Genomic DNA, 22,976 nt, shown 5'->3' with positions numbered 1-22,976 from the left:
ATATTATACCAAATTCTACACACTGCTGTCAATACAAAAGAGCGTTATTTTTTGGCATAATATAAAACAGACCGCCCCTAACATTGCTGCAAGGAACGGTCTGAGACTATCAGTCTTCAGAATCTTTCTTATTGTATATTTTTTCCACGTCGATAGTGCCGTTGTCTATGAGTTTTAGCAGCACTTCGACCATTTTCGGGTCAAACTGAGAACCGCTGCACTCAGCAAACTCATTTCTGACAAAGTCCATATCAAGGCGCTTACGGTAAACTCTGTTAGCAGTCATTGCATCAAATGCATCAGCAACACCGATTATCCTACCGTAAACAGGAATTTCCTCACCCTTAAGACCGTTGATATAGCCCTTGCCGTCATAGCGCTCGTGATGATACAGTGCGCCGTCAACAACATGATCTACAAGTGTAAAGTCCTTAAGAATCTCAGCACCTCTTGTAACATGAGTTTTCATTATCTTATACTCATCATCATCAAGACGTGAATCCTTGTTGAGTATTTTATCCGGGATACCTATCTTGCCTATATCATGGAGAAGTGCCGCACGACGCAGATTTTCACATTCACTGTCAGACCAGCCGAGTTCCTTCGCCATAAGCACAGCATACTGAGAAACTCTGAATGAATGTCTGCTTGTTCTGCCGTCCTTTGCATCAACGGCCTTAGCGATTGCGAGGATCGTCTGGTTGCCCATTTCGACCTGCTTCTCAGCAAGCTCTAACTGGATCCTCTGACGCACAAATGCCTTCCGGGTCTGCCTGCGTACAATGTACCATGTGATCCATGCAACAGCAAGCATAGCAACAGCTACTAAATATACGCTGAAATAGCCGTTATCATATATCTCCTTGCGCTTGATTATGGTAACACTCATCTGCTCAATGGCATCTCCATTGTTATCGAGCACGCTAAGAACAAAGGTGTAGTTACCTACAGGCAGGTTGGTATATGTTATACTGTCAAGCTCACTGTTTGACAGAACAGTAGGCTCAGAATCAAAGCCTTTGAGCATATAGCTTATCGTCGGGTCTTCTACTGAGTAGTTGATGACCTCGGGATAAAGGTCTATCCTCTGAACGTTTCTTGCAATATCTATAGGCTCACTGGAGTCGACTGTGACAAGTGACTTGTCGAGCTTGATATTTGTCAGCTTCATTTTAAACTGCTCAGCACTCAGCAGATAATCCTTCATGCTGAACACACAAACACCGCTGTCGCAGCAGAGATAAAGATCACCGTTTTCATCACAGTAATTCCAGGAGTTTGCGGTTATCGAGGAATTGAGCCCTCGCTTGGCATCGAGCTTATCGTATGACGGTGTCTCTCCGCTGAGAAGTTCCTCTTCATCAACGACATAGATTCCCGCACTGCCAAGCACGAACAGCTTGCCGGTGCCGTCCTCGCAGATATCAAAGTTATTTGAATACGGGAATTCCGAAAGAGTGCTTATCTTGTTATCCTTGTCGATATAACAAAGCCCATTGCTTGTTACAGCGAAATAGCCGCCCTTTGAACAGTGTGCAAGCCTGAGTATAACACCTGAAGAAAGACCGTCATGCCTTGTAAGATGTCCTGCAACTTTACCGTCTTTGAGCACGAACACGCCGTCACCGTCGCTTCCTGCAAGAAGCTCGCCGTTCTCGCCTTCAAGCAGACAAAGAACAGACGAAGAAGTAAAATCATCACCATAACCTATATTATCAGTGATCTCATAGTTCTTGATAAAGGAAACACCAGTATCACCGGCAGAAGCGATAGTACCGTCATTCATTACTACCGTAACTCTCGCCCAGTTTCCGGAAGCGCCGTGATTGGCGTCATATACCTTTATCTGGCCGCCGGGTGAATAAAGAACAAGCCCCATGCCGTAGCTGCTCACCCAAAGATTACCTGTCTTATCTGTGTTTATACAGCGTATACGGACACCGTCAAGCAGCTTAGTGAGCTTATTCTCTACCAGTTCACCTGTGCTTTCATCAAGTATCTTAAGCCCATTGTCTGTTCCGAAATACAGCTTGCCGCCTGAACGCTCAACAGCATTAACAACAGCGTTTTTAATGCCATGCATCGTGAAAACATCAGTAAACACAGATGCAGACAGCTTCATAAGTCCAAGCCTTGAAGATGAGAGCCAAATATTACCCTGGAAATCTATTTCGATATTGTCTATAGAGTTATTGAAAGCATTTGTGTTTATCTGAGAGAATTTGCCTTGCTTGTCAATATATCCGGCACCGTTATCTGCGCAGATAAACACTCTGCCGTCAGCCACCTGCTCAATAGCATTAACATATATAAGGCCGCCGCATTCAATGGTATCCTTCTCGTTAAGTGAGCCGCCTGAAATGTCATATACCCTTATAGTATTATCACTCATTCCGGCATAAAGCTCATTTCCGACAAACTGGCAGCAGGCAAATTCAAGCTCGTCACTGCCGAGATTGAGTTGGTCAAGCACCTTCTTATCGCTCATAAGCAAAAGCGTGCCTGATGCTGTGACACAGGCAGCATTGTTTCCTTTTGATGCTACGCAGTCGCCTGTACCAGCTTCACTAATCTCGCCTACCACCTTAAGTTCGCTTTCCTTGTCAAATTCAAGTATCATAAGAGAACCGGCAGTGCCGACATAATAAAGCCCGTCGTCAGTCTGCGAGATACTTCTTACAGAATTCGAGCTGAGCCCTTCTTCTTCATCAAGAGTAACAAGTATCTTCTCGTCTTTTGCAACAGCAAGACCGTTATCATTAGTGGCGATCCATAGCCTGTCGTTTCTGTCAACATAGAGCCTGTTGACGTTTTTAACAGTAGAATACTCATCAACCATCCTGAATTCCTTGCCGGTATAGCGATAAAGGCCTGCATATGTGCCTATCCACATTACACCGTCAGAGGTGATAGCTATATCATTTGCCTCGCCGCATTCAAGACCTTCTGCTTTACCGTAAGTCGTCTGAATATACGAATCAAGCTCAGACGCTGATACAGGCTCGTTTTCAGGCGCACTTTCAGCCGTCGCAGGCAGCATCCCGAAAAGCGAGAATGTCATAATAGCAGCAACTGCCATGCTCAGAACCTTTGCAGCTTTTTCGGCCTTTTCTGCCTTTTCACTGCTGCTTTTGAAATAGTCATTTTTAAGCCTTATCAGCAGATAAAGCACAACCATCAAGAGCACCTTGTCAAGAAAATCAACATAGAACTGCCCTACTATCCAGCAAAGACTTTTCGGAACACCTCTCTCGGAAAAATAGTCTATGACCCCGTCTCCCCAGATATTGCTCGTCTTGCCGTTGTTTATCATTATATTGAACGGAACTGATATCGCAACTGAAGCAATAGTGAGCATGATGCTTGCAGATATAGCGCCAAAGATATCCTCATAGCGTTTGTTTCTTGCACCCAAGCCTATAATTATGCCTATAGCAATATTTGTAAGCGAATAGTAGATCACATTGGTATTATTGATAATACCATAGATAATATTGCTGACTGCACCGACAAGCGCACCCCATACCGGCCCAAAAGCATATGCGGTTATTGCTGTTCCATAGGTGTCAAACCACACCGGGAGATCAAATGTCACTGACAGCAGCCTGCCATAATAATTCATTGCGACCGACAGAAGAACTATTAGCACAGCAAGCATTTTACGCTTATTTGTCATAAAAGCACCTCATTTTTGCCAAGTCATAAGTAATTATATTTAACAAACAGCCCCGCCATTAAGGCAGGGCTTAGTCATATCAGATCTTTGCCATATCTTCCTGCGAAAGGAGCTTAAAGCCGCCTTCGGTGAGTGCAGCAACTGCATTCTCATTGTTATCAACACGCAGGATAAGGCAGGCACTTGACTCTGAGGGGTTAAGAAAAGCAGAGTACATATACTCAACACTTATATTTGCCTTGTAAAGAGTCTCCATCATTCTTGCCATACCGCCGGGCTTATCCTCTGCGATAACGGCGAGCACATTCGACTCAGATACGACAGCACTGTCCTTAAGAGCAGCCTTTGCCTTTTCTATATCACTTACGATCAGACGGAGAATACCGAAATCACTCGTATCTGCTACAGATACGGCTCTGATATTGACACCGTTCTGGGCAAGGATACCTGTAAGGGCAGAAAGTCTGCCCGGCTTGTTCTGTGCGAAAACTGATAGCTGTTTAACTGTCATAATGAATACCCCCTTACACGAGCTTTCTCTTGTCTATAACTCTTACAGCCTTACCCTCAGAGCGAGGAATGCTCTTAGGCTCAACAAGGCTGATCTTTGCCTTGATACCAAGTATCTGAACGATATCAGCAGAGAGCTTTCTCTCAAGCTGCTCGATGCTTCTGATAGTATCATCAAACATACCGTCAGAGAGCTCGACCTTGATCTCGAATGTATCTGTAGTGCCGACTCTGTCAACTACTATCTGATAGTTAGGTGTAGCACCGAAGTCCTTAAGAAGAACTGTCTCGATCTGAGACGGGAATACGTTAACGCCCTTGATAATGAGCATATCGTCGCTTCTGCCCATAGGCTTGCACATTTTGACAAGCGTTCTGCCGCAGGAACACTTTTCTCTTGTGAGCACGCAGATATCTCTTGTTCTGTAACGAAGAAGCGGGAATGCCTCCTTTGTTATGCTTGTGAATACGAGCTCACCCTTTGCGCCCTCGGGAAGAACCTCACCTGTGTCAGGGTCAATTATCTCAGCGATAAAGTGATCCTCGTTTATGTGCATACCTGTCTGGCACTCGCATTCAAAAGCAACTCCGGGGCCGCTTGTCTCGGTAAGGCCATAGATATCGTATGCCTTGATGCCGAGTGACTTCTCTATCGACTGACGCATCTCCTCAGTCCAGGGCTCAGCGCCGAAGATACCGGCTTTGAGCTTGATATCATCAGGTGTAAGACCCATTTCAGCAAGTGTCTCACCAATATATGCAGCATATGAAGGTGTGCAGCAAAGGATCGTCGAGCCAAGATCCTGCATAAACTGTATCTGTCTCTCAGTATTACCTGATGAAACCGGAAGTGTAAGACAGCCGACCTTATGCGAGCCGCCGTGCAGGCCAAGACCACCAGTGAAAAGGCCGTAGCCGTAAGCAACGTGTACTACGTCCTCCTTTGTGCCGCCTGCTGCTGTGATAGCACGGGCAACGCAGTTTTCCCAGATATCTACATCGTTCTGAGTATAGAATGCTATTGCACGCTTGCCTGTTGTACCGCTTGTAGCATGGATACGCACACACTCAGACTTAGGAACAGCCACAAGGCCGTCAGGGTAATTATCACGCAGGTCTGCCTTAGAAAGGAAGGGCAGCTTATAGAGGTCATCAATACCCTTGATATCATCAGGTGTGACACCCTTTTCGTCCATGAGCTTTTTGTAATAGGGCACATTGTCATAAACGTGCTTGACCTGATTAACAAGGCGCTCACTCTGCAGCTTTTTCATAGACTCTCTGTCCATAGTTTCGATCTCTTCGTTCCAGTATTTAGCCAATTTACAATCCTCCTGTTATTATTTGATATATACTAAGTCTGAATACAAAATATGTAATAAGACAAAAATTTATTATCAGACAGCTGCCTGCTCGCCGAGCTCGAAGGCTTTCTTATTGAGCTCTAAGAACTTTGCAGGAACGCAAGTCTCAAGAGCTTTTTCCCAAACGCTTCTGTCAAAGTCCATTTTCTTGGACACTACGCCCATAAGAACGACATTAGAAGCCTTAGCTGTACCAGCCTGCTCTGCAAGTGTAAGAGCATCAACAGCAGTTACGTCTATATCCTTTGCTCTGAGCTTACCGATAACATCCTCAGGATATACAGCAGCACCTGTGATGACAGGCATCGGGTCGATAGACTGGGTAGATGTAACGATATGGCCGCCCTTCTTTAAGAACTCGACATATCTTGCAGCCTCTAACTGCTCAAAGCTGATTATTATATCAGCCTCGCCCTTCTGAACGACAGGCGAATACACCTTATCACCGTATTTAACGTAGGTGACTACCGAGCCGCCACGCTGGCTCATACCGTGAACCTCGGAGAGCTTTACATCATAGCCCTGCTCGAGGAGCACGTTGCCTATTATTCGGCTTGCGAGCAGCGAGCCCTGGCCGCCCACGCCGACTATCATAATTGATTTAGTTTCCATAAAAATATCTCCTTAAGAGTTACTTGTTGTTTTCTGTATTTACTTACTCACCGATAGCGCCAAGCTTGCACATTTCCTTGCAGATGCCGCAGCCTACACAGAGGGTGTGGTCTATCTCCATTTTGCCATTATGTATGCTAATTGCAGGGCATCCTATCTTTAAGCACTGCTTACAGCCTACGCACTTATCCTTATCGCATTTGAGCGGAGGATTATGCTTGACATACTTGAGCAGAGCACAAGGTCTTCTTGAAATGATAACAGACGGGCCGTCCTTTTCAAGCTCTTCCTTGATTATCTTCTCTGTCTCAGCCATATTGTAGGGGTCAGCGACTCTTACGCTCTTAATGCCGATCGCTTTACAGAGTTCTTCAAGGTTAACAGCAGCAGCAGGGTCGCCCTTAAGGTTCTTTCCTGTTGTGGGGTTCTGCTGGTGGCCTGTCATACCTGTGATAGAGTTATCAAGGATAATAGTAACTGTATTGGAAGCATTATATGCAACATTAACAAGACCTGTCATACCGCTGTGCATGAATGTGGAATCGCCGATAACGGCAACAGCCTTCTTCTCGCTCTGCTCGCCTCTTACCTTGTTATAGCCGTGGAGTGCAGATATGGAAGCGCCCATGCATATAGTAGTATCCATTGCACAGAGAGGTGCAGCAGCACCAAGAGTATAACAGCCTATATCGCCTGATACATAAACGCCGAGCTTAGAGAGACAGTAGAAAAGACCTCTGTGAGGACAACCGGCGCACATTGCAGGCGGACGTGGCGGAACAGGCTCATCAAAGCCTTCAAAAGTCTTCTTTTCGCCAAGTATCTTCTCGGCAACGCCCGACTGGAATATCTCGCCGCACATACCAAAAAGCTCCTTGCCTATGACCTCTATACCGAGTGCCTTGCAGTGGTTCTCGATTATCGGGTCAAGCTCTTCTATTACATAGAGCTTATCTACCTTTGAAGCAAAGTCCTTTATTATCTTTGTAGGCATCGGAACAACTATACCGAGCTTAAGATAGCTTGCCTTATCACCAAGGGCTTCTCTTGCATACTGATAGCAGATACCGCTTGTGATAACACCTATCTTTGTATCGTTATACTCTACTCTGTTAAGAGGAGATGTCTCGCTGTATTCAGCAAGCCTTGCGAGCTTGTCTTCAACTATCGGGTGACGCTTGATAGCATTGCCCGGCATCATGACGAACTTTCCGATATCCTTCTTATACTCCTTAAGGCCTGTCTCCTGTCTGTCGTTAAGCTCAACGATAGACTGGGAGTGAGCGACTCTTGTTGTCATTCTTACAATAACGGGAGTATCGAACTGTTCACTCAGCTCGAAAGCTGCCTTGGTAAACTCCTTGCACTCCTGAGAATCAGAGGGCTCTACCATGCAGACCTTAGATGCGATAGCATGATGACGTGAATCCTGCTCGTTCTGAGAAGAATGCATACCCGGATCATCAGCAGCGCATATAACCATACCTGCATTAACACCTGTATAGCCGGCTGTGTATAACGGGTCAGCTGCAACATTAAGACCAACGTGCTTCATTCCGCAGAAGCTCCTTGCACCAGCGATAGATGCACCGAGAGCAGCCTCCATAGCTACCTTCTCATTGGGTGCCCATTCAGCATACATCTCATCATATTTTGCAGCCTCCTCAGTCACCTCAGTAGAAGGTGTACCGGGATAGGAGGATACGAATGTACAGCCTGCCTCGTAAAGACCTCTTGCAAAGGCTGCGTTTCCAAGCATGAGCTTGTTCATAAACTGATTACCTCACTTTCAAATAACGGCGATATAAAACGCCAAATTGTTTTTACACTACTCATATATTTTTACAAACATATTTATTATATCACATTCGGAAGAAAAAAGCAATATATTTTTGTATATCTCTCCGAAAAATACCCGAATATGGTATAAAAAGGTAGCCGTATACCCATTCTTTGCCAGTTCGCATATTGACTATAACGGGTTCATGGTGATTTTCAATAGTTTCTGTGCATAAAACTGTGCATAACCACAAACAGACAACAAAACAGCACACCTTCCCAATAATGAAAAGGTGTGCTATGATACACATATAGTATTATGCAAGCTCAAAGTCTATCCTGCCGGAATTGACATTTGCATTCTTGACTTTTATCCTGATAGGCTGACCGACACGGTATTCGTTTCCGTTTGTCATGTTCTTAAGCGATATGAATGAATTTGTGACATACATTCCCTCGCCGAGCTCCTCAACAGGCAGCAGACCCTCGCAGGTATTATCAAGCATAACAAACACGCCAAAATCCATAACTGAGGATATGACACCGTCAAACTCCTCACCTATCATCTCGCTCATAAATTCAGCCTTGTAGCAATCCTCGCAGTCACGCTCGACGGTCATCGCCTTTATTTCAGCGGCTGTTGACTTTTCAGCAGATGCAAATGCGAATTTGTTGTATCTTGTTTTTATCTCGCTGACAGGCGTTCCTTCAAGGAGATCAGACATTATCCTGTGTATAGATAGATCAGGATATCTTCTGATAGGTGATGTAAAATGAGCATAATCCTTAAGCACAAGCCCGAAATGTCCAAGCGGCTCGGTAGAATACTGCGCCTTTGTCATCGAGCGGAGCACAAGATTATTGATTATAGGTGCTTCAGGCTTGCCGCTTACGCTGTCGAGTATAGCACTTATCTTATCGGGTGTTATCTCAGCACCGAAATTGAACGGGATATTGAGCGCTGTCAGCCCCTCTTTAAGGGTTTCGAGCTTCTGCTCTGTAGGCGGCTCATGAATCCTGTATACGAATGGCAGCTCATTTTCCACACCGAAGCGTGCAGCACATTCATTGGCTATCAGCATGAAGTCCTCGATTATTTGCTCTGTTCTGCCACGTTCTCTTGAAACAGCACCCACGCAGATATCCTGCTCGTTGATTATCAGCTTGCTCTCAGCAGTTTCAAGCTCAGGAACTCCCCTTGCCTTCTTCTTATTATAGAGCTTATCGGCAAGCTCTTTGATTATCTCAAAGCAGCCAGATACTTCCTTGTATTTCTCCTCGGTCTCTTTTGTTTTATAACCGTCAAGATAATCATTGATCTCGCTGTAAACACCCTTGACCCTGGAACGGATAACTGTCTTTGCGAACTTATAGCTCTTTATCTCGGCATTAGCGTCGAGCTTACAAATACAAGAAAATGCCAGCCTATCCTCATTCGGGTTGAGGGAGCATATGCCGTTTGAAAGCTCCTTTGGCAGCATGGGGATAACTCTGTTAGCATAGTAAACGCTCGTTCCCCTGTTCATTGCCTCGTTATCAAGCTCGCTCCTCGGCTTAACATAGAAGGATACATCAGCAATATGCACTCCTAATATATATCCGTCACCGTCACGCTCAACAGATATTGCATCGTCGATATCCTTTGTGTCTGCTCCGTCGATAGTGAATATAGGCATATCACGAAGATCAAGCCTGTTTTCTGCTTCTTTCTCAATAAGACGGTAATCACTCACACGTCTTGCCTCATCTATGACCTCTGCCGGAAAAACAGGGATAATACCGTTGACCTCGAGTATAGCAAGCGCACAGGCACTCGCTTTCATAGAGCTGCCGAATGTTGAAAGTATCTCACAGCGGTGATCCTTATGGCTCTTGCCCCTTTCGGTTATCATAGCAGTTACCTTGTCGCCCTCATGAAGTTCAAGCTCGGCCGGCTTATCAAAGCTGAGAGCAAATTTTGAAAGACTGTCAGGCATTATCTTAAGCTCACCGAATTCATTGACTATCTCGCCGGAGAAGCGTGAAAAAGCCTCCTCAGTAATACTCATTACTTCGCCCTCACGGCTCTCGCCGGACTTATGCTTGCTTATCTTTACAAGCACGCTGTCACCCGGCATAGCACCCATAAGCCTTTTTCCGGGGATAAAGATATCCTCACCTGTTGCGTCTTCTCTTGCAAAGCCAAACGTCTTGCTAAGTTTTACTATCTTACAGGGAGTGAGCTTTGCCGTATCAACACATACAAATCCCAGCTTGTTTTCCTCTATCTTACCGTTCTTTTTGAGCTTATCTATACACTTTGTAAAAGCATCAAAATCAAAGCCTTTGAAATTCCGGCAGGATTTAAGAAGTGCTTTAAAGCTGATAGCTTTTTTGCCGTTTCTTTTTATCTCAGCAAGTATCTTGTCACTTAAAGTGACCTTGCCTGTCTTTTTCTTTGAATGTTTTTTCTTTCCCATTTATGTTCCTTTCTTTTAATAAACATCACACCGGCAGAGCCGGTGGTTTTATAACAGCCCTAAAAGGGCACTTTACCAGCCGCCCCTTAAGGGGCACGTTGGAAGCTGAAGCTACCTACCGCATTTGTTGTTACTTCTACTTCATTACGTCTTTAAAAGGATCCATGTATTCCTTAAATGATATTTGGTATTGACATTTCCAGCTTGTGTGTGATAAACTATATGTATCATTAGATTTGTTTTCCATTCTAATGTACCTCCTTGATTATTTGTAATACGGTTGGTAGCCTTATTACTATTGTACATCAAGGAGGTTTTTTGTCAACCCACAGTTCCATGCTCTTACTAAAGTTTATACATTCCACCTGCATAGCAGGTGGTTTAATTATCGAGATAACAAAAAGCCCTGCACTCGGGCAGGGCGTAGCTTTTGTAATTATTTCACTACCTGTGATGCTATGTTCATAGCAATAGTGATTATTACCATAAGTATTGCACAGTTCCTTGTGAGCTTTGAGAGCTTTGCATCCTTGGTGCGTGCCATGTTCTTGCCATAGAATGACTCGTTGTAGCCGCCGCCGATAGCTGAAGTAAGGCCCTGATCCTTAGTTTCCTGACCCATAACAACAGCAACTATGATAATGCTGCAAAGAATGAGCAATATTCCGCCGATTATTTCCCACATTTCCACGATAATATCCTCCAATCGTAAAACGAATAGTTAGCTTTCTTATTTACCATAATATTATAACACATATTATCACAGATTGCAAGCGTTTTTATAATATTTATTTGAAATTTATAAAATGTTAATATTTATTCACTTACATTCTTTAAGTTTTTTAAACTAAAATTTAAGTTGACATATTATAATTGCTGATATGATATATTATAATGAAAGGGTGAACACCTTGAATAAACCTATAATAACAAGAATAACAGCCGCAGCAATAGCCGTGGTAACTGCATCATTAAGCCTTGCAGGGTGCTCTGACAAGTCATCGAGCACAACGGCATCTGATGGCACATCATACACAAATGCCCAGTACACCTCAGCTCTTGAGATAAAGGATATGTTCAAAAAGCGTGAGCTTGCACTGCAAGCCGACACATCGTCAGCCACGGCTATCGAACTTATAAGCGGAAAGAACATAACGATTTCCGAAGAAGGTGTATATACTATAAACGGCTCAGCTGAAAACTGCACGGTGATAGTTAACGCCGGAAAAGATGCAAAAGTGCAGCTTGTGCTTGATTCGGTAAGCATAACCAACAGCAGCTCCCCTGCTATTCTTGTTTCATCAGCTGACAAGTGCTATGTGACAACTACCGACAGTGAGAACACGCTCAAAGTCAAAGGTTCATTTGAAGAAACAGAGGGGCTCAAAACAGATGCTGTCATTTACTCAAAGGACGATATCGCATTTAACGGAGTAGGTACACTGAATATCGAATCGACCGACAACGGCGTTACTGCAAAGGACGACCTCAGGATAACCGGCGGTAAATACAGCATATCAACAACAAGCCAGGCGTTTGATGCAAATGATTCGATAGCTGTTTGCGGCGGCGAGTTTAGTATCAATGCCAACGATGCGTTCCACTGCGAAAACAGTGATGATGACAAAAAGGGATATATTTACATTTCCGGCGGAACATTTGATATAACAGCGCAGGACGATGCATTCCAGGCTTGCTCGGTAATTGAGATAGACGACTGTGAGCTCACAGCAAAGTGTCACGAAGGTATTGAAGCCACATATATCCAGCTTAACGGCGGCAAGATAAACATTGATGCGACAGATGACGGCTTAAACGGTACAACAGCCAGCAAATCATACAGCACCCTGATTGAGATAAACGGCGGTGAGCTAACACTTGTGATAGGCAGCGGCGATACAGACGGTATTGATTCAAACGGAGATATTGTTGTAAACGGCGGTTACATCAACATATCCTGCCAGTCAGCATTTGACTATGACGGCAAGGCTGAATACAACGGCGGAACGATAATAATAAACGGCGAGCAGACAGACAGTATTCCGGAGCCTAAGCAAAAAGGCGGCAATAGCAAATAAAGACAATAAAGTGCAGATCTTAACGGGTCTGCACTTTTTCTTGACAACGTTCTTATGATATGATAGAATGGTATATGCTGTAAATGATCTAAGAAGGTAATATAATGAAACTTAATTTCAGAAAAGGAATGTATGACGGCATACCTATTGCGCTCGGGTATCTTTCGGTATCGTTCGGGTTCGGGCTTCTGGCTGCACAGTACGGGCTGTCGGTGTTTGCATCGGGCATGATCTCGCTTACTAACGTCACATCTGCCGGGCAGGCCGCAGGCATCGAGGTCATCGCTGCATCAGGCACCATACTTGAAATGATACTCGTTCAGATAACGATAAATATACGCTATTCGCTGATGGCGCTTACGCTGTCACAACGGCTCGACAAGAGCTTTTCCCCGATACACAGGCTGATAGCATCATACGGTATCACTGATGAGATATTCGCTGTGTGTGCTTCACAGAAAGAAAAGCTGAAGCCCTCGTATATGTACGGCATGATATCAGTAGCCGTTCTCGGCTGGACGAGCGGAACAGTGCTCGGTGCAGCGGCAGGCGACCTGCTGCCTTTGTCGGTGACTTCCGCTATGGGTATACTGCTGTATGGAATGTTCATAGCGATCATCATACCGCCTGCACGCAAGAGCCTCAGCGTGGCGATTACTGTTATTGCAGCAGCAGCATTCAGCATACTGTTCAGATATCTGTTCACACAGGTATCAAGGGGCTTTGCCATTATACTAAGCGCCATTGCCGCTTCGGTGATATCGGCACTAATCTTCCCTGTCAAGGATGAGGAGGAAGATGAATGATGATAGCTGTATACATAGCCGTAATGGCAATAACCACATATCTTATCAGAATGATACCTTTCACATTCTTCACCAGGAAGATAAAGTCACGCTTTGTGAGGAGCTTTCTGCACTATATCCCCTATGCTGTACTGAGTGCTATGACAATACCTGCCATTTTCTACTGCACTTCAAGTATGGCAGCTGCGGTGGCAGGCACAGCAGTTGCAGTTTTGCTTGCGTTTTTTGATCTGCCGCTGATAGTCGTTGCTCTGTCTTCTTCCGCTGCTGTATTTATAGCAGGGCTGTTTATAAAATGATTAAGATAATGCTGATGCTTGCAGTTTGCAGACATCAGCATTTTTTTCTCTTATAAATTCAATCTATCAGGTCATTCTGGAAACGAGAAAGATGCTCAAAAGGCAAGATCTGCCGCCCTCGGAAAAGTCCGCAGCCGTCGTTTATAAGCTGGTTGTTCAGAGCTTTGAACATATTCACGTTTATATCTGCAAGCTCCAGCTTCTGTAGTTTAGTAAGGCGCTCGTATGCTTCATCAAAGCAGATACATTCACCCTCAGGGATAATGTCACGCTTTGCACGGCTCTCCTCCTGCGACCTTTCATAGCCAAAGTGGTTTGCATCGCCTATCTCCGCAAAATCATCCATATCCTTTGTGCGCAGCTGCAATTCGGTATAACACCTTGCAAGGTTATCATAAAAAGATATATGCAACGACTGATAGCCTGAGCTTCGTGGATATGTCACATAGTCACGGTAGTAAGGCCTTACAGCCTCTTTGAGCAAGCCGGAATACTGGTCTTCGCCAAAGCCGGACAGCTCTGCCGTAAAGCCCCTTTCTTCAAGAAATGCAGGCAAGGTGTTTGCTATCTCGTAGAGATAGCGCTGCTCGGTGTCGCTCTTTTTCTCGATCTCAGTAACATGACATTCTGGCAGAGATATAACTATCCTGTATGCTATGAGGTCACGAAAGCAGATAAGATTACTCTTGATCTTTGCCTCCGACGGGAACTCACCGTGTTCCTTGTAATATCCGTAGATATAATCTAAGATATATCCGTTGAACTTCTCCTCCGCCCTGATAAGCGACTTTATACGCCCCTTGAATGTAAAGGCAAGAAAGGGATATTCCTGCGTCATGTACTTATAAAAATCCTTTATCCTCTGCGACTGCGAGGTAAGGAAGTCGTTATGCTCAAGCAGTTCGGTTATCTGTATCAGAAAGTTGCTGTGCGCAAGATCTACAGAGTTATGAGTATCTATCGCCGACTTTTTCAGATCTGCCGAATACTGGTGCAGGATCTTAAGCACCGTATCGCCTGAAAACAGATAATCGTTAAGTGACACCATATTATTCCCCTCCGTCAGGTGATTATCTTAAAGCAAACCGTCTTACCATTGATAAGCGGGCTGTGGTATTCAAAGTACACCGTTCCTGAAACTGGTGATCGTATCTCACTAACAAGCTCGCCGTCAAAGGGATCTGTTATCCTGCCAAGGAGATCACCACGCTCGACACGCCTGCCTATCTCAGTCATACTGAAAAACACCCCTGCGTGCTCTGAGCGCACCTGTCTTGTAACGCTCTCATCAAGAATGTCTGTGATATAGCCGGGCGGTGTTTTAACACTTACTATACCACGGTTATTCATAAAGCGAAGAATAGCATTGACCGCTTCCTCTGCACCGTGCTCGTCTATCTCGTCAGTGGCATTTGCATAGACCGAGAAAGCCTTTGTCTCCCACACCTGCCAGTTATAGTTTAGCGTTGTAGTATCGTAAGGACGGGGTTTGCGTATGATACCGAATTCAAGACCGAAATCTTTCATGATATCAGGGTCGGTAAAGCCTGTGTCCATTATCTTGACGTGCGGCAGGAAATTGCCTGGCTGATAAAAGCTCGCAAGCTGTATCCCATATTCATAGCCCTGCAATTTTTGGAAGACTCCGTCAGCAATACGCTGTGTCGTCTCGCCCTGGTCAAAGCCCGGGAACATACGGTTTATATCGGTATTATCCATTGCCCAGAAGCGCTTGCCGATGTTCATTGAATAATAGTTCACGCAGGGTACGACAAGTATCGACTTGTCATCAGCTATCCTGCCTTCACTTTCGAGCTTTTTGAGTTCCTGCACCATGCGTGAGCAGACGTACATCTGCTGCACCTCATTGCCACGCATAGCGCCGACTATTGCAAGCGATTTTTCACCATGCCCGAAGCTGTAGCCTACGACATCAAGCTGTTCACGGTAGGGCGAGCGAAGTGAAAAGAGTATCTTCTTTTTCAAATACGCTCACCTCCTGCCAGCTGTAATATCCTCGCAAGCAGCGAGCCGCCGTAGACAACGGGATATTCACGCAGCGTAAATATCATTCCGTCACATACAGCAAACACATTTTCGACGTCCTTTGAAGTCAGCGGGTCTACCACATCTCCGATATGATCACCCTGCTTCACGATATCGCCGAAATTTGCACAAGGAACAAATATCCCGGCAGCATCTGAGTTTACAAAGCCGACCTCACGCCCCTCGGATATCACAGGCTCACGAACCGGCGCTGTCTCGCCTTTCCACATACCAAGCTGCTTCATCAGATTAAGAACTCCGTCAAAAAGCTGTGTGCAGTATTCCTTTGTAATGCGCATACCAACTCCCATTTCCACAACGAGGGTCTTTGTGCCCCTGCTGTTAAGAGTGTGGGCAAGCGTCGATTCAAGCAAGGTTGCTGCATCGTGTATCCAAAGGAAATCAACATTCATCATCTTTACATAAGGCAAAAGCGCAGGCGCAGTCGGCACACTCATTCTTATCTGTGGTATCTCTTTTAAAAATATATTGCTCGAATGTACATCTATACACACGTCTGAGCCGCTTATATCGTCAACAATAGCTGCACAAACGACATCGGCCATAGTGCCGTCACGGCTCCCTGGGAATACACGGTTCATATCGAGGTCAAACATAGGTATGCCCCTTGTTATGCTGTCGATACCCATATGGTTGAGCGCCGGGTATATATCAATTATGCCGTCAAGACGGTCTATATGCTCGTCAATGTAGCTTCCTACCATATATGCAAGATACTGGCCTTCGAGCTCGTCGCCATGAGTTCCTGTTACAAGGCTCAGGCGCTTTTTGCTGCTGCCGTTTTGTATGCGTCGCTTTTGTATCTTAAGGCTTTCATGTACTGCAAGCGGTATGCTTGCGACAGTTTGTGTCATATTTTTCACTTCCTGTTTATGACAGCACAGACCTTACGAGCTGCAGCTGTCTTGTGTATCTTCCGAACATCACGCCTCTGTCGATTGCGCAGTCACGGAAATCTTCGGCACGAAATAGTATATGCCCTTCTCGTCAGCCACGCCGTTGCCGGGGCGTTAATTATGCCGACGTTTCCGCTGCGGTAGGCTTCCATAAGATTAGGTATGCCTATAAGCGATTCCGGCAGGAATGTCAGCGGGTCAATATACTCGTCAGCTATCCTGCGATAAAGCACGCCGATTCTTGTCTTGCCGCCTGAATAGGTGCGGTGATAGAGCACATTGTCCTCGACAAACAGCTCATCATTCTGCACAAGTACCGAGCCTGTGTGCTCGGCAAGGTATGAATGCTCAAAGTATGCTGCATTATAACGTCCAGGTGTGAGAATAGCTCTTATTCCGCCGCAGTTTGCATAGTCCATAGTTTCCTATAAAAGCTGTGCATAGCCACGGTTATCGACTATCTCGTTTTCCTCAAACGCCTGCGGTGCGGCAATTCTTGTCAGTTCTCGTGCAATCAGAGGATATGATGCACCTGATGGGATACGCAGATTATCCTCCAGGATATACCACTCGCCGTCCTTTGCCTGAACAAGGTCAATTCCCGAGATATGGCTGTATATCCTGTTCTTCGGTGTCAGCCCCTCGCACTCGGCAAGATAGCCCTTGGTTATATATATATAATCCTCGGGGATAATGCCGTCACGGACTATCCTTTTATCATGATATATATCAAAAAGGAACTCATTCAGGGCATCAACACGCTGAACAAGTCCCTTTTCGATGCTTGCAAAGTCCTCCGCCGTTATCACTCTCGGTATCGGGTCAAAAGGAAAGAACTGTTCATTGAACACGCCGTTTTTATATATGCCGAATTATACACCGTATCTTCTCAGCAGCTCGTTGATCTCATTTGCATTGCCGACTGCCTTTGTAAAATGCGTCTGCTTTAGTTCATTCATATCGACCACTCCGTTCATATACATAAAAAAGGTGCTTGCCCCAGTATGGAACAAGCACCTTTGCTTAAACTTTACTATAGGCAACACCGCACAAAGACCGCCTGAGAGCTTTGCGGCACATCTACTTGCAGATTTTCCGTCATATCACCCAAATTTACCTTGAAATACGTTAGTATTCCTGCGGTAAATTTGGGCAATCTGACGAAAAATCTGACTGCGTATCTGTACCACAATCTTTGTGCGGTGCTGCCTATATATAAATTTTACCATATATCACTTTTTTAGTCAAGTGAGATATTCATATAATTTTGCGACTTTAAAGCACTAAATAAACGCATTTTAGCGGTATATATCATTTTTGTAGAGCTTTTTGAGCTTTTTAACGGTCGTATTTCCGCCGCCGTCGCCTATATAGACATCATATTCTCCCTTGATGCTGCCGAATGTGACAACACGCTTTGAGTTTTTTTAGCATATGCTGCTTTGATGCAAGGGGTGAAAACACTTTAAGATACAGATATCCCTCATACCCCGAATCTGATACTGTGATACGCACACTGTTGCCCAATCGGGCATCAAGCTCTTTTTCGAGGGCATGGATATTGTCAGCTGTTTCAAGAACTGTCATGTAAAGTATCCTCTCGTACTCATCAAAACGCCTGCACGCTGAGTGGATATATTTTCTGTACGGCGAGTGCTTGTAGGACGAAAAAAGCTCACGCTCGGCATCGTTATTGAAGTCACCGTAGAATATCAGCAGCGTTGAATCATACATCACATTCACAAAGCAATGAAGCCCCTGCTCTGCTATAATGCTCTCAGCCTCGTCGCTTATCTGCGACGGAAGAAATTCAGCTTCGATGTATTCTTTTTCCTTTATATCATACATTGCAGCCCCGTCCATAACTATAAGCGGCAGGCGCAGGTCAACGCCTTTCATAATCGACATGACCACCGCAGGAGTATGTACGGTCGATATGGTAAACCTCACCCCTGCCTCGATAAGACGGTTGAGCTCGACCTTGCTGTATGTAATAGCCGAATCATCATCAGGTATAAGCACACTGTCTATTCCGCTGACATAAAGCGTGTCGCTGTCGTGACGGACTGGCAGACGGAAGTTATTCACAGCAAGCCGACACCAATGTCTATGAATGTATCAAGCACACGGTTGAGCACAAAAGTATATGGGTCATCATCAAAAGAATGGGTCAGCGCTATACTTAAAAACACCACGCAGGAAAAGAATGCTGCGTTCTGCTTTTTGAGCAGAACTGTCAGGTATATCACAGGTATCACAACAGCCGATGCAATAAGATACACCGCAGCCGGTTTATATATCCCGGCTGCACGAAGTATCACTAAAAACCACAGCCCAAACAGAGCCCCGACGACAGTGCCTGCTGTACGTTGGCCGGCATTTATCCTTGCAGTATCATGGTACGGCTGCAAACACCACAGTGCAGCAAGTGCGCTGTAAAATGGAATCCCGTTGCCAACAGGCAGCTTTGTGCGCACAAGATATATCACCATACAAAGTGCCACTGAGACTGATGATTTGATTATACGTCCGCCTATTGGCGGCAGCGCTTTAGCAGTCATCCTATCACCCCAAAAGAAAAACGGCACTGACACAAGTTCAGCACCGTTGCATTACTATATAGTTATTATATCAGTTTTATGCAGGATTGTCAAGAGGGACTTATACGTTAATTATCGTATCTCTCATCAATTACTCTTGCAGTCTTCTTCATGCTTCTCGGGAGAACGCCGACCTCTACTATCTTGACAATCGGTGTAAAGCCTATAACGCTCTTAACCTTTTCGGCAATGCGCTGTGCAAGAGCATTGAAGTCATTATCGCCGGTAGTCTCAACATAGATACGCATTGTGTCCTTACCGTCAAGGTGAGATATCCTAATCTGATACTCACTGTTTACTTCTTTGAATGTTCCGAGGACTTCCTCGATCTGGCTCGGGAATACGTTAACGCCCTTTATCTTCATCATGTCATCAGTTCTGCCCATGATAACATCTATTCTCGGGTAGCTTCTGCCGCAGGGGCATTCACCGGGAATAATGCGTGAAAGATCGTGTGTGCGGTATCTGATAAGCGGAGCACCTTCCTTAACGAGTGTGGTTATTACTATCTCGCCCATTTCACCGTCAGGCACTGGCTCACCGGTCTTCGGGTCGATTATTTCGAGGTAAAGATAGTCGTCCCAGATGTGCATACCTGTGTTGTGCTCACAGTTGATGCCTATACCGGGGCCGTATATCTCGGTAAGACCGTAGATATCATAAAGCTCGATACCGAGTGATTCGGAAATGCGCTTTCTCATCTTTTCACTCCAGCGCTCAGAACCGATAACGCCCTTTTTGAGCTTGATATTCTTCTTGATACCTCTCTTTTCTATCTCCTCAGCAAGCAGCAGTGCATAGGAAGATGTTGAGCAGAGAACAGTGCTCTCCATGCTCTGCATCATCTCAAGTTGCTTTTCAGTATTGCCGGGACCCATAGGGATAACCATTGCGCCGAGCTTTTCTGCGCCGTTCTGGAAGCCGATACCGGCAGTCCACAGGCCGTAGCCGGGGGTTATCTGGATCCTGTCCATATTGGTTATGCCGGCTGTTTCATAGCAGCGCTTGAACATAATAGCCCAGTCGTCAACGTCCTTTGCTGTGTATGGTATTATTACAGGCTTGCCTGTTGTGCCCGATGAAGAATGTATCCTTACTATCTCCTCCTCAGGCGCAGTCATAAGTCCGAGGGGGTAAGCATCACGAAGATCCTTCTTTTCCGAGAAAGGCAGCTTAAGGAAATCCTCATAGCTGTTGACCTCAGTTATCCCTGCTTCTTCGAGCTTTTTGCCGTAAAAGCTGTTTGATGCAACAAGCGCCTTAATACGGTCGTTGACCTGTTCAAGCTGTTTTTGTGTTATCTGCATATTCTTTACCTCCAGTGTTACTTTGCGTATCTTAATGCTCTTGAATTGAGCTCGTGGAACTGCGGTTTAACGGTATTTTTCATAGTCTGCTCTATCTTCTCTACGTCAAAGGGCAGCACACCGCTTCTTATGGCAGCACCCAGCATTACCATGTTGAGCACCTTCGGCGAGCCTATCTCCTCACAGGCCTTGTCGCCGTCAATAAGAAGAATATCTTCGACCTTTGACTTTAAGTATTCAAGCATTTGCTCGCCCTTGTAGTCAGAGCCTTTAAGTGCAGCTGTCACAGGCATTATAGCGTGTGTGTTGACAACTACTTTTCCGCCTTCCTTTAAATAGCCAAGCATTCTTACAGCCTCGGCAGGCTCAAAGGCTATGAGTATATCAGCACTCTTAGGGGCAAACATAGGGCAACTTACGTCCTCACCCAGCCGCAGAAAGCTGAAAACACTTCCGCCCTTCTGTGCCATGCCGATAGTCTCAGCACTCATAACAGGGATATCCTCCTCCATTGCAGCAGCTGCAATGAGCTTTGATGTAAGCACGATACCCTGACCGCCTACGCCGCAAAGCATGATATTAGTCTGCATTATCAGCACCTCCTATCGCACCGAACGGGCATACCTGCGAGCAAAGCCCACAGCCAGAGCATAATGAGCGCTCGATAGTCACCTTGCCGTCCTTTAAAACTATACCCGGACAGCCAAGCTCTTTTATGCACACCTTGCACTGCTTGCACTTGCTGCTGTCGATAACGGCAGGCTTTTCAGGCTTGATAAGCACAGCGCAGGGCGACTTGAATACTATAGCCTTTACTCCGTCAAGAGCACAAACACGCTTTACACACTCAACAGCTTCATCAAGTCTGAGCGGGTCAACAGTCTCGACTGTCTTGACACCTATACCCTTTAATACGGCGGTGATATCAACTTTATCCACTACCTGCCCCATCATAGTCCTTCCTGTACCGGGGTGCGGCTGGTGGCCTGTCATAGCTGTAGTCGAGTTATCAAGAACGATAAGTGTCATATCAGCCTGATTATATACTGCATTTACAACACCTGTTATAGCCGATGCAAAGAATGTCGAATCGCCGACGAACGCAAAGCACTTTGTATCAGGCTCTATCCTGCCGATACCCTGAGTGATATTGACACCGGCGCCCATACACAGGCAGGTATCTACCATATCGAGCGGCATGGCGTTGCCGAGAGTATAACAGCCAATATCGCCGCAGAAAACACTCTTGACACCCTTCATTGCCTTTTTAACAGCGTAGAATGACGCTCTGTGAGGGCAGCCTGCACAAAGAACAGGCGGTCTTACAGGAAGCTCGGGAGCATTTTCATCGGGCTTAGATTCAGCAGGCTCAAAGCCCAGAAATTCTGCTATATTGTTATACACCGAGCCGCAGGTATTCTCTCCGGCAGGCTTTACATTGCCGCTAAGCTTTCCGTATATCCTTACATCAAGATGATATTTGCCGCAGATGTAGATAAGCTCACGCTCGATAACAGGGTCAAGCTCCTCGATACACAGCACCTCATCAAGCCCTTCAAGGAATTTGAGCGCTTTGGCCTCCGGGAACGGGAAAGGCGTTGATACCTTAAGTATACGGGGGGCTTCTTTACCGTTTAAAGCCTCTGTAGTGTATGCATAGCTTATACCGTGGGTAGCAATACCCTTGGTGCAGCCTTTCTTATCCTCGGGAATTATCAAATTCTTTTTATAAGCAGAGAATTCATGCGAAAGCTCGGCGTTTCGCTTTTCTATATGGATATGCGCATTGTATGAAAGTCTCGGGAAAATGACCCACTTTGAAGGGTCTTTAACAAAGCCCTCAGGGGTATTTGTCTTGCGCTCCTCCTTGTCCTTAACTGTGATAGAAGCATAACCGTGGCAAACCCTTGTTGTCGGACGGAAAAGCACAGGGGTCTTGTACTTTGCAGAATACTCAAAAGCATCCTGTATCATATCATAAGCCTCCTGAACAGAGGAAGGGTCAAAGCAGGGCAGCTTAGAATATGCTGCAAAATGCCTTGTATCCTGCTCGGTCTGGGAGGATATAGGGCCGGGGTCATCAGCTACAAGAATGACCATAGCACCCTTAACGCCTATATAAGCAAGGCTCATAAGCGGATCAGAAGCCACATTCAGCCCGACCTGCTTCATAGTGACCATACTGTTTGCGCCGCAGTATGCAGCACCGGCGGATAATTCAAGCGCCGCCTTTTCATTTACCGACCACTCTACATATAAAGAGCCGTCATTGCCTTTAGCGGCAGTTTCGAGCACCTCTGTTGAAGGAGTACCCGGATAGCCGGATATAACGTTAAGCCCTGCATCAACAGCGCCCCTTGCTATAGCGGCATTGCCCATCAAAAATTCCTTATGCATAAGACTATCTCCTCATAAAAAAACTATTTATATAATATCACTTTTTCTCAATAAAGTCAATGACATATATGAAATATCTGTATAATTTGTCAAAAGCCGGAGTGCGATATTTACATTCAGACAGGC

Annotated in this window: 18 protein-coding genes and 1 pseudogene; 3 read left to right on the top strand and 16 right to left on the bottom strand. The window is 45.4% G+C overall.

Annotation, left to right across the window (positions count from 1 at the left end; genetic code table 11):
- Positions 1-109 precede the first annotated feature (109 nt).
- The 7 genes from CD05_RS0106045 to secG all read right to left on the bottom strand — a co-directional run bounded on the left by CD05_RS0106045 (position 110) and on the right by secG (position 11,085).
- The gene (locus CD05_RS0106045) at positions 110-3,676 is read right to left on the bottom strand and encodes an HD domain-containing phosphohydrolase (RefSeq protein ID WP_028509737.1); all 3,567 of its coding nucleotides are present in this window, start codon (positions 3,674-3,676) and stop codon (positions 110-112) included.
- 79 nt (positions 3,677-3,755) lie between these two features.
- Positions 3,756-4,187, bottom strand: a complete 432-nt coding sequence (locus CD05_RS0106040; RefSeq protein WP_028509736.1) for an ACT domain-containing protein — start codon at positions 4,185-4,187, stop codon at positions 3,756-3,758.
- A gap of 13 nt (positions 4,188-4,200) precedes the next feature.
- The gene (locus tag CD05_RS0106035) at positions 4,201-5,508 is read right to left on the bottom strand and encodes a phenylacetate--CoA ligase (RefSeq protein ID WP_028509735.1); all 1,308 of its coding nucleotides are present in this window, start codon (positions 5,506-5,508) and stop codon (positions 4,201-4,203) included.
- A gap of 75 nt (positions 5,509-5,583) precedes the next feature.
- Complete coding sequence (locus CD05_RS0106030) at positions 5,584-6,162, bottom strand: indolepyruvate oxidoreductase subunit beta (protein WP_028509734.1); 579 nt, start codon at positions 6,160-6,162, stop codon at positions 5,584-5,586.
- A 43-nt stretch (positions 6,163-6,205) separates the two neighbouring features.
- The gene (iorA, locus tag CD05_RS0106025) at positions 6,206-7,933 is read right to left on the bottom strand and encodes an indolepyruvate ferredoxin oxidoreductase subunit alpha (protein WP_028509733.1); all 1,728 of its coding nucleotides are present in this window, start codon (positions 7,931-7,933) and stop codon (positions 6,206-6,208) included.
- 325 nt (positions 7,934-8,258) lie between these two features.
- Positions 8,259-10,400: a ribonuclease R gene (rnr, locus tag CD05_RS0106020; protein ID WP_028509732.1), complete on the bottom strand. Its 2,142-nt coding sequence runs from the start codon at positions 10,398-10,400 to the stop codon at positions 8,259-8,261.
- Between the two features lie 436 nt (positions 10,401-10,836).
- Positions 10,837-11,085 carry a preprotein translocase subunit SecG gene (gene secG, locus CD05_RS0106010; protein WP_037323433.1) on the bottom strand — a complete coding sequence of 83 codons (249 nt, stop codon included), beginning with the start codon at positions 11,083-11,085 and terminating at the stop codon, positions 10,837-10,839.
- Between the two features lie 226 nt (positions 11,086-11,311).
- Here secG and CD05_RS0106005 point away from each other — a divergent pair, with 226 nt between their 5' ends.
- From CD05_RS0106005 to CD05_RS0105995, 3 genes are all read left to right on the top strand, one after another.
- Positions 11,312-12,478, top strand: coding sequence for a carbohydrate-binding domain-containing protein (locus CD05_RS0106005; protein WP_028509730.1), 1,167 nt, complete (start codon positions 11,312-11,314; stop codon positions 12,476-12,478).
- A gap of 104 nt (positions 12,479-12,582) precedes the next feature.
- Complete coding sequence (locus CD05_RS0106000; RefSeq protein ID WP_028509729.1) at positions 12,583-13,284, top strand: AzlC family ABC transporter permease; 702 nt, start codon at positions 12,583-12,585, stop codon at positions 13,282-13,284.
- On the top strand, positions 13,281-13,583 hold the full coding sequence (locus CD05_RS0105995; protein ID WP_028509728.1) for an AzlD domain-containing protein: 303 nt from the start codon (positions 13,281-13,283) through the stop codon (positions 13,581-13,583). Before CD05_RS0106000 ends, CD05_RS0105995 begins: the two co-directional genes overlap by 4 nt.
- A gap of 58 nt (positions 13,584-13,641) precedes the next feature.
- Here the strand turns inward: CD05_RS0105995 and CD05_RS0105990 are convergent, their stop codons facing one another.
- The 9 genes and pseudogenes from CD05_RS0105990 to iorA (CD05_RS0105945) all read right to left on the bottom strand — a co-directional run bounded on the left by CD05_RS0105990 (position 13,642) and on the right by iorA (CD05_RS0105945) (position 22,850).
- Positions 13,642-14,631, bottom strand: a complete 990-nt coding sequence (locus CD05_RS0105990; RefSeq protein WP_028509727.1) for a guanosine polyphosphate pyrophosphohydrolase — start codon at positions 14,629-14,631, stop codon at positions 13,642-13,644.
- 14 nt (positions 14,632-14,645) lie between these two features.
- Positions 14,646-15,569 carry a M14 family metallopeptidase gene (locus tag CD05_RS0105985; protein WP_028509726.1) on the bottom strand — a complete coding sequence of 308 codons (924 nt, stop codon included), beginning with the start codon at positions 15,567-15,569 and terminating at the stop codon, positions 14,646-14,648.
- Positions 15,566-16,504 carry a M14 family metallopeptidase gene (locus tag CD05_RS0105980; protein ID WP_028509725.1) on the bottom strand — a complete coding sequence of 313 codons (939 nt, stop codon included), beginning with the start codon at positions 16,502-16,504 and terminating at the stop codon, positions 15,566-15,568. The genes CD05_RS0105985 and CD05_RS0105980 overlap by 4 nt, the downstream gene beginning before the upstream one ends.
- A 92-nt stretch (positions 16,505-16,596) precedes the next feature.
- Positions 16,597-17,355: pseudogene (locus CD05_RS17665) on the bottom strand (circularly permuted type 2 ATP-grasp protein).
- A 568-nt stretch (positions 17,356-17,923) separates the two neighbouring features.
- On the bottom strand, positions 17,924-18,634 hold the full coding sequence (locus CD05_RS21095) for an HAD hydrolase family protein (RefSeq protein WP_242841238.1): 711 nt from the start codon (positions 18,632-18,634) through the stop codon (positions 17,924-17,926).
- On the bottom strand, positions 18,631-19,107 hold the full coding sequence (locus CD05_RS21090; protein WP_242841237.1) for an FUSC family protein: 477 nt from the start codon (positions 19,105-19,107) through the stop codon (positions 18,631-18,633). The genes CD05_RS21095 and CD05_RS21090 overlap by 4 nt, the downstream gene beginning before the upstream one ends.
- Positions 19,108-19,214: 107 nt before the next feature.
- Positions 19,215-20,453: a phenylacetate--CoA ligase gene (locus CD05_RS0105955; RefSeq protein ID WP_028509722.1), complete on the bottom strand. Its 1,239-nt coding sequence runs from the start codon at positions 20,451-20,453 to the stop codon at positions 19,215-19,217.
- 17 nt (positions 20,454-20,470) lie between these two features.
- Positions 20,471-21,043: an indolepyruvate oxidoreductase subunit beta gene (locus CD05_RS0105950; protein WP_028509721.1), complete on the bottom strand. Its 573-nt coding sequence runs from the start codon at positions 21,041-21,043 to the stop codon at positions 20,471-20,473.
- Entirely contained in the window at positions 21,033-22,850 is a 1,818-nt protein-coding gene (gene iorA, locus CD05_RS0105945; protein ID WP_028509720.1) for an indolepyruvate ferredoxin oxidoreductase subunit alpha, read from the bottom strand. The genes CD05_RS0105950 and iorA (CD05_RS0105945) overlap by 11 nt, the downstream gene beginning before the upstream one ends.
- Between the last annotated feature and the right edge of the window lie 126 nt (positions 22,851-22,976).

It is taken from the genome of Ruminococcus sp. NK3A76 (genome assembly GCF_000686125.1).
GTDB lineage: Bacteria > Bacillota > Clostridia > Oscillospirales > Ruminococcaceae > NK3A76.
Note: the sequence above shows the minus strand (reverse complement) of the source record. Positions and strands in the feature narration are given on the sequence as shown.